The 13401-nt window shown below is 54.8% G+C and carries 11 protein-coding genes; 4 read left to right on the plus strand and 7 right to left on the minus strand.

The annotated features are described in order from the left end of the window. The first annotated feature begins 109 nt into the window (after positions 1 to 109). From Enr13x_RS02225 to tuf, 3 genes are all read left to right on the plus strand, one after another. Positions 110 to 1048 (plus strand): nucleotidyltransferase domain-containing protein, encoded by a 939-nt coding sequence (locus tag Enr13x_RS02225; RefSeq protein ID WP_145384486.1) that lies wholly within the window; start codon positions 110 to 112, stop codon positions 1046 to 1048. Next, on the plus strand, positions 1045 to 1809 hold the full coding sequence (locus Enr13x_RS02230; RefSeq protein WP_145384487.1) for a nucleotidyltransferase domain-containing protein: 765 nt from the start codon (positions 1045 to 1047) through the stop codon (positions 1807 to 1809). Before Enr13x_RS02225 ends, Enr13x_RS02230 begins: the two co-directional genes overlap by 4 nt. Before the next feature lie 419 nt (positions 1810 to 2228). Beyond that, the gene (gene tuf / locus Enr13x_RS02235) at positions 2229 to 3431 is read left to right on the plus strand and encodes an elongation factor Tu (protein WP_145384488.1); all 1203 of its coding nucleotides are present in this window, start codon (positions 2229 to 2231) and stop codon (positions 3429 to 3431) included. A gap of 91 nt (positions 3432 to 3522) precedes the next feature. Here tuf and Enr13x_RS02240 read toward each other — a convergent pair whose 3' ends face one another. Beyond that, positions 3523 to 5070, minus strand: a complete 1548-nt coding sequence (locus Enr13x_RS02240; RefSeq protein ID WP_145384489.1) for a hypothetical protein — start codon at positions 5068 to 5070, stop codon at positions 3523 to 3525. A 26-nt stretch (positions 5071 to 5096) separates the two neighbouring features. Between Enr13x_RS02240 and Enr13x_RS02245 the strand changes: the two genes are divergently transcribed. Further along, on the plus strand, positions 5097 to 6557 hold the full coding sequence (locus Enr13x_RS02245) for a hypothetical protein (RefSeq protein WP_145384490.1): 1461 nt from the start codon (positions 5097 to 5099) through the stop codon (positions 6555 to 6557). Positions 6558 to 6565: 8 nt separating this feature from the next. On the opposite strand, the gene Enr13x_RS02250 is transcribed toward Enr13x_RS02245, so the two are convergent. The 6 genes from Enr13x_RS02250 to tnpA form a co-directional block, all read right to left on the minus strand. Next, positions 6566 to 7411: a hypothetical protein gene (locus Enr13x_RS02250; protein ID WP_145384491.1), complete on the minus strand. Its 846-nt coding sequence runs from the start codon at positions 7409 to 7411 to the stop codon at positions 6566 to 6568. Continuing rightward, a complete protein-coding gene (locus tag Enr13x_RS02255) occupies positions 7401 to 8117 on the minus strand; it encodes a metallophosphoesterase family protein (RefSeq protein ID WP_197455715.1) in 717 nt (238 codons plus the stop codon). The genes Enr13x_RS02250 and Enr13x_RS02255 overlap by 11 nt, the downstream gene beginning before the upstream one ends. A 1022-nt stretch (positions 8118 to 9139) precedes the next feature. Continuing rightward, positions 9140 to 9592 (minus strand): hypothetical protein, encoded by a 453-nt coding sequence (locus Enr13x_RS02260; protein WP_145384493.1) that lies wholly within the window; start codon positions 9590 to 9592, stop codon positions 9140 to 9142. Positions 9593 to 9979: 387 nt separating this feature from the next. After that, a complete protein-coding gene (tnpC, locus tag Enr13x_RS02265; RefSeq protein ID WP_145384494.1) occupies positions 9980 to 11818 on the minus strand; it encodes an IS66 family transposase in 1839 nt (612 codons plus the stop codon). Positions 11819 to 11950: 132 nt separating this feature from the next. Further along, positions 11951 to 12298, minus strand: a complete 348-nt coding sequence (gene tnpB, locus Enr13x_RS37620) for an IS66 family insertion sequence element accessory protein TnpB (RefSeq protein ID WP_145389223.1) — start codon at positions 12296 to 12298, stop codon at positions 11951 to 11953. Next, positions 12295 to 12624: an IS66 family insertion sequence element accessory protein TnpA gene (gene tnpA, locus Enr13x_RS02275; RefSeq protein ID WP_145384496.1), complete on the minus strand. Its 330-nt coding sequence runs from the start codon at positions 12622 to 12624 to the stop codon at positions 12295 to 12297. The genes tnpB and tnpA overlap by 4 nt, the downstream gene beginning before the upstream one ends. Positions 12625 to 13401: the final 777 nt, after the last annotated feature.

The raw sequence follows: 13401 nt of genomic DNA on the forward strand, positions 1-13401 counted from the left end.
CACGCTAGAATTTGGATTAGAAGTGAAATGCAACCAGTGGAGACGCGAGTGAACATCAGGGGCGAATGGGTGGTCAAGAATCTTTTGAGATCAATATCAATGAGGAGAAATGGTGGCGGAACAATCGCTTATCTACAGTGTCGGCACGCAAGTGGTCGCTCAGAAGGACGTCATGGCGGCCAACGATCGCATTGCGCACCCAGCGGGTGCTGTCGGTGCGATCGTCCGGTCGCCAGTGGACCGCACCCACGCGTATCGCGTGAAGTTCAGTGACGGCTTCGAGGCCCCGATCCATCACGACCAACTCGTTCGGTTGGCAGAGTTCAAGTCCGACAGCATCCGAGATAACGATGCGCCGCTGATGAGTGCAGGATTGTACGATCGAGTCATCTATCGCTGCGTGATCGGATCGCGGGCTTACGGACTGGAAGACGAAGCGTCGGATACCGATCGCCGCGGGATCTACCTGCCGGCGGCCGAACTGCACTGGTCGCTCTTCGGGGTTCCGGAGCAATTGGAGAACGATGAGACTCAAGAGGTTTACTGGGAACTGCAGAAGTTCATCGTGTTGGCGCTGAAGGCGAACCCGAATGTGCTCGAGTGCCTCTATTCCCCAATCGTTGAGTCGGCGACACCGCTGGGTGAAGAACTGCTCGAGATGCGATCTGCCTTCCTCTCGAAGCTCATTTTCCAGACGTTCTCCGGATACGTCGCATCACAGTTCAAGAAGATGCAAACCGACATCCGCAATCAAGGGCGTGTGAAGTGGAAGCATGTGATGCACTTGGTGCGGTTGCTGCTGTCGGGAGCCCACGTTTTGCGTTCAGGTGAAATGATGGTGAACGTCGGCCAGCATCGTGACCGATTGCTGAAGATCAAACGAGGTGAGATGCCGTTCGCCGAAGCAGACGCGTGGCGGAAGGACCTGCAGAGCGATTTTGAGTCTGCATTCCAAACAACGAAGCTTCCGAACCGTCCCGATTATGAGCGTGCCAACGCATTCCTGGTCGATGCACGCCGGCGAGCGATGGAGGAGTCATTACCATGACCGATGCCAGCACAATTGACCATACGAAGATGATGCAACACGTCAAGTCGCATCCATACCCACTGCTGTTCGCGACCATCAGCGGTGCGCACCTCTACGGGTTCCCTTCACCCGATTCCGACTTCGATCTTCGCGGCGTTCACATGCTGCCGCTGGAGACCGTCGTCGGACTCGACGAGGGTGATCAAACCGTGGAAAAGGAGGGCATCTACGACGGCTTGGAAATCGACCTAGTCACCCACGATGCGGATAAGTTCTTTCGGTTGATGCTGAAGCGAAACGGGTATGTGCTTGAGCAAATCTTCTCGCCGCTGGTGGTGTACAGCACACCCGAGCACGAAGAGCTCAAGGTGATCGCCAAGAACTGCATCACGCGTCACCACGCACATCACTATCTGGGATTTGCCGCGACGCAGTGGAAGCTCTTCGCAAAGGAGTCACCGCCGCGCGTCAAGCCGCTGCTGTACGTCTATCGCGTGCTGCTGACGGGAATCCACTTGATGCGCACCGGCGAGGTCGAAGCCAACCTGATCACACTGAACGAGTCGGCGAAGCTTTCGTACATTGACGAGCTCGTGGACCGCAAACGTTTCGGACCAGAGAAAGGCACGCTTCAAGCGGCCGATTTGGAGTTCCACACCCAAGAATACGAGCGGCTCACCGCGGAACTCGAGTCGGCCTACGAAGCATCGAAACTTCCCGAGATACCGTCGGCCCGCAACGACTTGAACGAGCTTCTCGTTCAGCTGCGCTTGCGGTGAAATCGTAGTGGATGGGCGACGAATTCCTTACGCTGGGACTCGTCGCCTCGTCCACTACGAAAAAAGGCGAACCAGTTTCACCCATAGGTGTCTCTGCTTCGGTCCGTCAATTCTGGAAACCCAATGACTACTTTCACCACAACATCAACATCACGGGCGACCGACTCGTCATTCGACGGCGAGGCGGGGATGGTGCGTCGTGGTTGAATGTTGATTCCAAAACGATTCGCAAAGCCCGCCTGGTGATTCACTTGGCGGGCTTTTTTTGTGGATTGTCGATTTTTGAATGACGGCGTTTTCCTGTTTCTTTGTTTCCGTTCATCTGGCGCTCACGCAGGGCAAAAAGGTTGCCGAGGCTGCTCACCTCGGTCGCTGGCGATCGGTGCGAAACGTTTTCTTTACCAAGGAGTTTGCGAGCTATGGTTCAAAACGAAATGACGCGAAATGGCAAGGTGTCGGTCAACGTCGGAACGATCGGTCACATCGACCACGGTAAAACGACGCTGACTTCAGCCTTGTTGCGTGTGCAATCGGAGAAGGGACAGGCTAAGTACAAGTCGTACGAGTCGATCGCCAAAGGCGGCATTGTTCGCGACAAGAACAAGACCGTGACCGTGATTGCTTCGCACGTGAAGTACGAAACGGCCGGTCGCAACTACGCCCACATCGACTGTCCCGGTCACGCCGACTACATCAAGAACATGATCACCGGTGCGGCTCAAATGGACGGCGCGGTGTTGCTGGTATCGGCTGCCGATGGCCCGATGCCGCAGACTCGCGAACACCTGCTGCTGGCCCGACAAGTTGGCGTGCCACATCTGGTCGTGTTCATGAATAAATGCGACTTGGTTGAAGACGCCGAATTGCTCGAGCTGGTCGAACTGGATTTGCGCGAGCTGCTCAGAGAGTATGGTTACGACGGCGAAAAGACTCCGGTCATTCGTGGTTCGGCAAAGCAGGCGCATGACGATCCCACGAATCCAAAGGCAATCGAGTGCGTTGAGCAGTTGCTAGATGCTCTCGACCGCTGGATTCCCGATCCTGTGCGTCTGATCGACAAGCCGTTCTTGATGCCAATTGAGAACGTCTACTCGATCGCCGGTCGCGGCACCGTCGTGACTGGGAAGATTGAGCAGGGAATGGTTCGCGCCGGAGACAGCGTCGAGATCCTAGGACTGAAATCCGCGACCGCGACGGACGTGATCACGCAAGTGGAATCGTTCGGCGAAGTCTTGGAGGTCGGAAATGCTGGTGACAACGTTGGTGTGTTGCTTCGCAAGATGGCTCACAACGAGATCACCAAAGGTCAAGTTTTGGCGAAGGTGGGAACATTGACACCGCATCACGAATTCGAGGCCGAAGTGTACGTGTTGAAGAAAGAGGAAGGAGGCCGGCACACGCCGTTCTTTGACGGCTATGCTCCTCAGTTCTTCTTCCGAACCACGAATGTGACCGGCAGCGCAAACGTGATGGGCGGAGTCGACATGGCGATGCCTGGCGACGGCGTGCAGTTGAAAGTCACGCTGAAGCAACCGATCGCGGTCGCTGACGGTGATCGCTTCGCCATCCGTGAAGGCGGCAGGACCGTCGGATCGGGCGTGGTGACACGAGTCGTCGATTAGATCGACGACAATTGGGTAGCATTGGACAACGCTCGCGGCGGAGAAATCCGTCGCGGGCGTATTCGTCAGCTTTCCTACCATTCTATGCGTCTTAGTAGTTGCGATCTGTATTATTCGAGATCATTCCCACAGTTTGGACTTTGTACGGCTTCGATAAAAGCGTTGCTACAGCAACCCATGAGCCTGCGTTTGTGCGCCGCTGTTTCTCCTCCAGGTAGAAACCGACCGTGTGCTTGATCTCCTCTGCTTCACAGTCTGGAAACACAAAATACGTTATTCCGTAACTCGAGTTGTCGAGCCCCATACCGATGGAGCTATGAGTGTTTCGATCGCTGCAGCGCTCAATGCAGGCTGAGATTCCTTTTGAAAATTCATCATGCGCATCTCCCGACATCGATAAGATCCGCATGCTGGCTTCTGAGTAACACGGCTTTGGATCAGCTTCAAGTGACTCGAGTAGTTTTTCAATTGGGACCGGAAAACTGAGGTGTGGCTTGTCTGTTTCCTTCGTGCGGGCGCCTTGCTCGAAATAGTAGTAATTGTCAATTTCGTCCGAATGTGAAACGAGTGTGATGACAGCGCCCTCCTGCTTCACAACATTGTCGAAATACAGACGCTGACTACTGATGTAGTTTCCAAGAAGATCAATCTCATCGGTCACAATCATTGGGTATTTCTTGAACAGGTGATTCCGTCGACTGATGTAGTGCAGTAGTTCAGTCGGGCACTGGATCAAGTCAGCGAAAACGATTAGGTCTCGTAGACCTACGCTCCAATAGTTTTCAACGCTTGGCATGAGACCTGCTTCGATAGCGATGCCGGTGTTAACTAGCACTGCATCCATGTGGTCCAGCGTTACAGCAATGCGATAAATATGCTTCACTGGCGGCAGTTCAATCGAAAGTTCTGATCCGTCCTTTCTTGTGAAAACAACTCGATCGTCGCGCTGCAATATGAAGTTCGCCGCTCTCTCCGCTTGTTCAGTAGCCTTGTCGATCGTCTTCTTTGCATCGGCCTGGAGTTTCAATTCCGATCCTCGCCGAGTAGGCTCAGAAATGGTGGCGGCCTTAGCTTCGATCAGCAGAAAGTTATTGTCATGGACCACTAGACCATCGAGTTCCGCCGTGCCATCTTTCGGGTCATCGGAGTTGGGGTATTTGAGCGAATGTTCCGCCAAGGCCGATGGCATCATTCGTTTAAACAATTCAATCGTCTTTGTCTCGAGGTAAGCATCTCGCTTCGTGTGATACCGCTTCCACTGTTTCTTCGAACTTGCGTCGTTTTTGTCCGCGTTCATCAATCCATCGATTCGCGGCAAGAGATAACTGTACGCATCACTGTTCACACGTGTGAACTTGTCGCCAGAGCCAAGATACGGCCTGTTGAGAAACGGTGTGGTTGGTGATGGTTGCGCGAAGTCTGAATTGACTTCCCCAAGCTCGACACTAAAGCATCTAAGAAACGCCTTGATCCGATCTGAGTCGATGTCAGTGCGCTCGTCAATATCTTCAGCCGAAAACGTGCTGATGGCTCCGCAGTTGTACACATTGTTGGGGTGCGATCCGCGTAGTGCGCCCCTGATTCCTCCAGATTGGTATTTATAAAAAGAGGCTTCCTCCTGCAAAATGTTGGTTACCAAGCTAACACCGCAGGAAAGGAAGCCTCATGGACGTCAAAGTTAACGCTGGAAGCCTTGTTTCGGCAATCGCAGAAACTGAAATTTCCGTCGCCCTGGACAAAATCGTCGACGAGTTTCGAGAAAATGCCATCTCGCTGGTCGCATCGTTTGCCGCTGACCAATCAACGCCCGAGCAAACGCATAATGTCGAAAATCAGCTTCATCAGCAACTTCTTGAGGTCGGGCGACGCTTGATCGAGTGGCTCTTTTCGCAACTCGAACCTGCGATCGACGAGATGCCCGGCACGGTTTCGTTTCGCGAGCAGTCTCATCGACGGTTGCCCGACAAGGCGCTTCGGTCGGACATCGTGACACGGTTTGGCAAGGTCTCGCTGCTGCGGGCGCGGTATCGACGCGGACGAGCCGGTCGGGTGATCTTCCCGATAGAAATCTCACTGGGCATCGAAGACGGGTTCACTCCGGCGGCGGCTGACCGGGCCGGTAAACAATTCGCGGCCTGCGGGAGTTCTCAGGAAAGGACGCTGGCAATGATCACCGATCAAATGGGAACGAAGATCGGTACGGAGAAACTTCGCAAACTCGTCGGCACGCTCGCCGACGGCATGGAACCGCACCGCGAGGAAGCTCAAGTTGAAGAACTGATGAGAATGATTGGCCAGGCTCGCGGGCTGGAAAAAACGCCGGTTTTGTCGGTCAGCCGTGACGGCGTCGCCCTGGGCCTTGCACAGTGGAGCTCTTTCGAGATGGCCAGTGTCGCGTGCGTGAGTGTCTTGGCCGATGGCAAGAAACTCGGGACGGTGTATTTGGGCCGCGTTCCCGAGACAAATCAGGCCACTCTTTCGAATCAACTGACCAGTCTGCTCACGGCAACGATTCGTGGCTGTGGCAATTGTGTCCCGGAGATTGTGTACGTCAGCGACGCGGGCAAAGTCGAAACGGCTTACTGGAGGAACACGTTGCAGGCGTTCTTTGTCGATGGGCGGCGAATCAAGATCACTCGTGTGGTCGACTACTACCATGCCGCCGAGCGTCTAACAGTGATCGCCGACGCATTGAAGTTGGGCAAGGACAAGACAAAGCGAATTGAATGGCTTGAACATGCGAGATGGTTGCTTCTGCAGCCCGGTGGCCACGGACGTGTGCTTCGCAGCATCGCAAAGATGCGTGAACTCTATTGCTACAAGGCATCAGCAACCGATGAGGCGGAGAAAGCCGAGCGGTACCTTCGACGTTATTCTCGTTTCATGGACTACGCTACAATGAAATCGCGCGGTTATCCGATCGGCAGCGGCGTAGTGGAATCGGCCTGCAAGCAGATCGTCAGTGAACGAATGAAACTGTCTGGGATGCGTTGGAGCAAAGAGGGTGGTCAACGAACGATGACGCTTCGTTGCTTGTTGCTGAGCGGGATTTGGGACGCGGTCTATAAGAAGTGGCTTGCGGCGAAACCGGCTGTCAGAGACCTTATCATCACCGAAGACGCGTGATTGGCGGATCAAGCCGCGCACCACGCGGATCGCACCCCATTGTTGTGGACGACGAACTGCTCGATCGTTTCTTCCCAAGATTCATCGTTTAGATGATCAAGAATGGGCGCATCAGCCGAATACATCTCGTCGAATTGCTCACGCGAAATTTGTCCCTGTGCGAAAGCCGTTAGCTTGCTTCGGAGTCCATCCAATCCGTTAAAGTGAACCTCCGATCGGGCGATTTCAAGTTGAAAGATTGCGTCGTCGATCTCGATCGCATCCGTTAGGCTAAAACCTAACACCTCAAAAACGACGGTATCAACTGTGTTAGCGAGACCCTTCAGGATGTTGAAAAGGTGGTGTGGGTATGCGTGCCCACGGACCAAGAGACTGTTTGTCGCCATGGCTGCGCTGATCCAGGCGAGATTCCTGTCGGATGATGCACGGGCGGCTTTGAGTTGATATTTGTGTTGCGTCAGTGCTAACGAGTAGTGAGAAAGACCGCGTAGCCCGCCTAATTCGCTCGGATCAAAAATACGCTTGGGACGCTCGACATAGGATCTTTTGGCCACTAATGACGCCACGTATTCCACAGCAGCGGCTTGCCCTGCATGTGTCGATTCAGAATAGTTGTCCGGGTCAACTGCAACTTCCATGTAACGAAAGGCCGCGATCAACTCAAATGGATCGTATCGACTAATGATCTCCTCTATCGCCTGGGCATTCGAGGCAATGAATGCGTCAACTTCTGATTCGGGCATTTCAAATATCGACGGCGGCTCGTCTTGAGTCGTCGCCCCAGTGTCATTGTTGGAGCGATTGAATTTTCGCTTTTTCCGCTTCGGCTGGTGTTGACGTTTCTTATGTTTCATGAATCCCTCCATCTAGAGATCTTGATGATTGATCCTTTGTAAGGATGACGACTCTCGCATCGACGTTGAGTACCTGAGGCCCGTTTGAGAGTTCCGCGAAAGGTTGGTTCCAGTGCGCGTGCCCACGAACAACGAGCGTTGATTCGGAACGCTCCAATACGTGTCTTATTTTAGGCGAACCCCGGAAACCGAGTTCGGGTAAATCTGGTCCCTCGTGCATTACTACGATTGCTGGTGCGTCGCAGAGCAGCTGTTCAAGTGCTTCGATGAAGTCATCTTCTGTGCGACGCCACGGGCGTCTTGGATTACCGGGGATGCCGCTCAGCCCTGCGATGGGCAGTTCATCGATGGTGACTGTGTCGTTATCGAGAAAATGAACTGGGTCGGTAAATCTCGGACGAGTTGCTGCGTCACCGAACAGGTCGTGGTTGCCGGCGACGCCGACAATCCAATCGAACTCGTCGGCAAACACTCTCCATACGGGAGTCACATCACCGGATCCGCCGCGTTTGTCGAGTGCCGGGACCGTGTAGAAGTCGCCCGCCAAGAGCACGCCAATCCGTCCGTTGCCTACGCCGAGATTGGGAATGATCTCATTTGCGAGGATCGCTGGGAGGACTTCACCGAGCAGACGAAGTGATTTGCCGCCAGCCGATTCGAAAGTCTCGCGTCCTTGCAGATCAGCAGTGGCGATGATCGCTGACATTCCGTCCGGTAGCGTATCCACAAATCCACGGTGCACCGGCAGTGTGTCTCGGTAGAAACCGCCCGGCCCTCGGCCAGCATTCAGGAATGAAATCTCCCGAATCAGTTCAGGTTGAATCGATGTAATCCTCATGCCGGCCAAGACACCGTGACGAACCAGGTGGTTCGACCGCGGGGAATCGCGATGCAGGCCAGAATCGCCTCTCTCAAAGATCTCTCACTTGCCAAGGTTTATCTCAGAGAGGCCCCCACATCAAAGCGGTGCGCGTGGAATCTCGCGGGGTCTCTCGCGAGTCTCTTTGCTGAGCTGTGGAGAGGATTGTGGGAGCACAGGCGAGCAGGTTCGCCCGGTGAATCGAAGAGAGATCAGGCGTTAACCCGTCTGGGCCTGTGATCCAGAGAGATCGAGATGTTTTGGCGGTCTCTGCGGGATTCGAGCGTAATCTTGGGATTCACGCTTGTCTCAGAGATGAGAGATCGCGGACGCGCGAGAGAAGGGCGTCCGTGGAGAAGTGGCGTGACGCCGGGAAAATTGGGGCCAAAACGAGAAACGCCCGCGGGCCGATTCAGGCCTTGCGGGCGTTTACTGGACGGTACTTCGTTCCGTAGTTTTTCAAAAGGCTCCCCCGGCAGGACTCCAACAAACTAGCGTTTTGATTGAAAAAACGCAACTGACTGGCGAAAACGGGAACGGTGGCGGGAACGACGATGTCCTTTTGGCGCGTTTGGTCGAGATTTGGCAGAGTCTCGGCGACGATTCAAAAAGCGGGCTACTTGAATACGCAAGTTCCCTAAATCCGCGAACGCCCCATACCGGATCACCAGTGGGCAGGCCCCGATAGGAGCGATCCACCTTGCGACCGCAGGAATCGAGGCCGGCTCATCCCGCCCTCACCTTCTCTCCACCGAAAACCTGCGGCAGACCGATGATTACGGTGCAGGGATGAAGAGAGAACAAAAGCGAACCCGTCGGCAACGCGGGATAGCCCAACCGGCGGACTAGCTCCTCACGACTGCATTGGCTTACTGGTGGTCACCGGCATCGCGGATCATCCGCAGGTGCTCTTCCATGCTGAGGAACAGTTTGATCACTTCGCCGGTCAGAATCATCACAATTCCGTTGCCCACGAGCCCGGCACCGAAAATGAACCAAGAGACTCCATCTTCGTCGTCGGTGCCTATCAGAACGCACCCGACAACCGTCGCTAGTGTCCCGAAAACCAGAGAAGGATAGCCGAGGAAAAGCAGTGCCTTCCGGTAAAAATCCAGCATCGGAAATGGGATTGTGACGGACGTAGCTTTTCGGGTGGGCGGAGACGGAGGAGATTCGTCGGGAGGCGAATAGGCTGCCTCCAGAGTCGCTGTCTCTTCCATTTCCTTCTTTTCCGCGAGCGCGGCAAGGCGACGCTGGTTCCTTTCTTCGAGAGCGGCTTGTTTCTTGGCCTCACGTTTGGCCTTCCTCTGTTGCCGTTGCAATTCCTTCCGGCGTTGCGTCTCTTCCCTTTTCGTCTGTAGCTTCTCTAGTTCGTTTTGACCAGGAAGTATGAAGGTAGCGCCACAAACTGGGCAACGATCTGGCTGCCCGGCCTTTTCGATCGTCTCGGACGTAAGCGCCCAGGAGCACCATGGGTTAGGTGGGCCAACGGGGCGACGCCGTGGCCATGTTTCAGGGAAAGAGCTATCGCCCGATTCTCGGATCCACTGGCCGTAGATGATCCGCGATCCGCCGGGACAAGCGTCTTGATCTCATAGGGCCCAACGCGAGCTTAGCAGGCGCGTGACTCCCTCGTGACGCGCGAGGTGTGTTCTACGTCAGTTTTCTTTTATCGAAAGACAGTCCTGAATGCTGCCTTGCAGTGCCAGCTACTGATCCAGGCGGGCGAGGCGGCGGCGAAGCCGATCTCGCTCTCGACGGATGTTGTCAGCTTCACGCTCCTTTTGCCGGTGGGCCCGGATCGACTCCGGATGCGCTGTCCCCCATGCGTCAGGACGCAGCGCGGCATAGTCGCGACTGCCTGCGAGAAGCTGGTCGAGTACGTCTTCCAAGTACGCCGCCACATCCAGGTCGTTTCGTATCGCGCTGCTGACGACCGTCATCAATGTCGCCGTACGATAACCCGATGCAAGACTGCCAAGAAAAAGCCAGTTCTTGCGACCCAGTGCTACTTGCTTCATCAGCTGCTCGCATGAGTTGTTGTCGATCGGGATTTCCCCGTCTTCAAGGTGAGCCGTCAGTCCTTGCCATTGATTCAAGATGTAACTTCGCGCATCGCTGATCTTGTCACTACTCAGCACGTCCATCATCTTCATCTGGAGGTACTCGCGCATCTGGCCCCAAAGGGGAGCCGATTGCTTTTGGCGAAGTGTCAAGCGTTCTGCTGGCGACAACTCTCGAGCTTCGTCTTCGACATCATAAATCAATCGAAACAATCCAAGTAAATGCTTTGCATGCTCCGCGTGATTGTCTAGCGCAGCTTCCACCTTCCGACGCGCATGGGCCGCGCAAGCGGCATGAACGATCAATCCGTTTGATCGTATGTAAATCCCCGTGTTCGCTCCGTAGCAGTCTCCCAATAGAGTTCCCGTATACTCGCTATCGACTAAAAATTGGTCCGGCCCATCACGGTGACGACTGACCGTAAAGTCAAACACGTTGATTGGAATATGAACGCCTCGGTAGGCCCACATCTTTGCCGTGATGCTTTTGAGCCCTTTCGACTTGGCTGCTGCAAAAACTTCCGCAGCACGCCGACCCTTCGGATCGTCCTCGCGTGCTTCGGGAATGTCTTGCGGCAACAGTAAGCGGATCGACGTGTCGTCACTTCCGATGCAGCTGTCGGTGCGAACCAAGTCAGCAAGCCACTGCACGAACGGCCGGAGCACGCGTTCGGCAGCTTCTTGAAGGTTTAGTAGCGTACTGCGTGAAAGGTAAAGGCCGCACTCGGCGAACATGTCCTCTTGACGATAGATCGGCAGATGGTAGCCAAGTCGATTGGCAATGACCGAGGCAGCGAATGAGGTGTCGTAGCGATCGCCTTGAATCAGCGCCGCGGGGCGTGGGGCCTGCAAAATACCGGCGCGGGGATCCTCCGGGTGAACGTACTTGGGGAAGATCTTTCGAATGATATAGGCCGCACCCCGGGTGAAGTGTGCCGATTCGACCACGTCTTCTCCGATCCGCACCAAGCCTTCTTTTTCTTCGTCGCTTAAGTCGACAATCACTTCCTTGCGCGGCAGGCTGTCGGGAAAACGCTCTTCACGCTTGCGTCGCTTGGGCGGCTTGTTGCGTTTGCCGGCTCGATCATTTTCTTCGATCGCCTGCTTGATGCCTTCACGAGCGTCGTCGATTTCTGCTTGACTGGCGAATTCGAACTTCAGCTGGTCGTCGTCTTCAAAGCGTTCGCTCTGGCGGCCAAAGATGCGACGGATCAAAGCGTCGAGTTCGTCTTGCTTTTTGGAGAGTTGCTTTCGTAAGTCCTCGTTCTTCGATTCAAGGTCCTCTTTGGCCGCAGCGAGTGACTTGGCGTCTTGGACGAGAGACTCGTTGGTGGTAGCAAGCGATTGGTTGTTTACAGCGAGTGAATCGACTTTGTTGGTGAGTGACGCATTGGTGGCAGCAAGCGATTCATTGACGGACTCAAGCGTGCTGTTTTTCGCACGCAGGGCTTCGATTTCGCGTTGAAGTTGCTTGAGCTTGTCCATGTACAGAAGACTAAAAGCTTCTCGAAATCGCGCAATAGCAAATCACCGTCTGGGCAAGAAAAAAAGCAAGTTTTCTTCGCCGAAGAAAACTTGCTCCCAAGTGTGGTCCGTCGTCACTGCTTCCGCGGCAGCTTACGCTGCCTTGAGCCGTTTACGTCTCTTGGCATTTTCGATTGAGATTCCACCAAGCAGCATCGCCAAGTCGGCTGCGTCGAGCTTGACGCTCGCCTCGCCATCTTGCCTGATTCTTTCAAAGGTGCCTTGCTCCAGACTTTTGTACCACACCGCCATTCCATCGCGGTCCCAATAGAGTGCTTTGAGTTTGTCCTGGCGTCGATTGATAAACAGGAACAAGCTTCCGTCATTTGGCGTTTTGCCTAGCTCGTTTCGCACGATGCCAGCCAGGCCCGAGAAACTCTTTCGCATGTCGGTCGGCTTGGCGTAGAGAAAAATGCCGCCAGTGGTTGGTAGCGCGATCATTGCTGCAACTCGCTTGGTTGTGGTGCCAACCGGTCGACGATGATCATCAGGCTGTTGGCATCGCAGGAAGCAAGCTCGATCTGCGTGCCACAGGGAAAGCGGACAGTGGTGCCGCCGATTTGGGGACGCGGCTGCTCGATCTGCACGGCAAGAAACGCGTCGCTCTGATCGGCGTCGCCCTGCAGCCTTTGTCGCCATCGATAAAACGATGCGGTGGAGACTCCGTGCAAATCGCAAAATTCGGAGACCGCAAGATCGGACTGTTCGTGAAGTTGGATCAGCCGCGACCAACGTTGGCGAACGGCGGGGTCTGGCAAGCGAACCATGGAAACCTCCTGGTTACGTGAGTGAAAACCCACCAGCCTACGCCACGCGCCAAGAATGGTTTCCTCGGGCGCTTACCGTCTCGGACAACCTTTCCTGGCAGCCCGGACAACGGAACCCGACCTTGTATCCAGTTATCGTATTTTTGACTTGGTACGGAAACGACGCGTGCGGCTTGGTGCTCATCTTACAAGTTACCCCGTGAAGCAGAAATTCTATCGGGGGATACGCTAGTGGGGAGGCGGGGGCAAGTCAATTAAAGAATCCGTCTTGGGATGCCGTTTGCCGCAGGTCAAATCAGGGGGCACCCCACATCGCACATGACGCGATGTGATGGGAGGAGGCAACGCACGACGAGGGCTAGTAAAGCCTCTCAGGCAGGACCATGGCGACCCCGGTTGAGCGCGTGTTGTCTACTTGTGTTCGACGGCCAATCGCCGAAACTCGCACGAGCCGAAAAGCCTGATGAGATGGTAGGGGCTTATGCCTTGCAGCCAGCTATTGCTGAGATTCCGTGGTCTGCGAAATTCTGTCTTCCAGCAGTTTGAGTTGGCATTAGTCACCTCTCATTTCGACTGAAATCCGCAAAACCGCTCAGCCCGGATGCTGTTCGTTTTTGAAGAGAACCGAGTACTGCCAATGAAGGCAGCAGATTCCTACGGTTACTGCGAGGATTGTGATTCCAGGACCAAGAACGCTCAACCCGTCCGATTCTGCGGGGGTTAGAGTTAGATTCGGTTTATCGCAGTTCTTCGTCCACTGAATGCTCACGCCGTACA

It is taken from the genome of Stieleria neptunia (genome assembly GCF_007754155.1).
GTDB classification, from domain to species: Bacteria; Planctomycetota; Planctomycetia; order Pirellulales; family Pirellulaceae; genus Stieleria; species Stieleria neptunia.

What these genes read in the sequence shown, in the direction of transcription:
- tnpB (WP_145389223.1), bottom strand. Translation starts at nt 12,298, where the DNA reads ATGATCGCGCTACCAACCACTGGCGGCATTTTTCTCTACGCCAAGCCG.
- Enr13x_RS02255 (WP_197455715.1), bottom strand. Translation starts at nt 8,117, where the DNA reads ATGTCAGCGATCATCGCCACTGCTGATCTGCAAGGACGCGAGACTTTC.
- tuf (WP_145384488.1), top strand. Translation starts at nt 2,229, where the DNA reads ATGGTTCAAAACGAAATGACGCGAAATGGCAAGGTGTCGGTCAACGTC.
- tnpA (WP_145384496.1), bottom strand. Translation starts at nt 12,624, where the DNA reads ATGGTTCGCTTGCCAGACCCCGCCGTTCGCCAACGTTGGTCGCGGCTG.
- Enr13x_RS02230 (WP_145384487.1), top strand. Translation starts at nt 1,045, where the DNA reads ATGACCGATGCCAGCACAATTGACCATACGAAGATGATGCAACACGTC.
- tnpC (WP_145384494.1), bottom strand. Translation starts at nt 11,818, where the DNA reads ATGGACAAGCTCAAGCAACTTCAACGCGAAATCGAAGCCCTGCGTGCG.
- Enr13x_RS02250 (WP_145384491.1), bottom strand. Translation starts at nt 7,411, where the DNA reads ATGAAACATAAGAAACGTCAACACCAGCCGAAGCGGAAAAAGCGAAAA.
- Enr13x_RS02225 (WP_145384486.1), top strand. Translation starts at nt 110, where the DNA reads ATGGTGGCGGAACAATCGCTTATCTACAGTGTCGGCACGCAAGTGGTC.
- Enr13x_RS02245 (WP_145384490.1), top strand. Translation starts at nt 5,097, where the DNA reads ATGGACGTCAAAGTTAACGCTGGAAGCCTTGTTTCGGCAATCGCAGAA.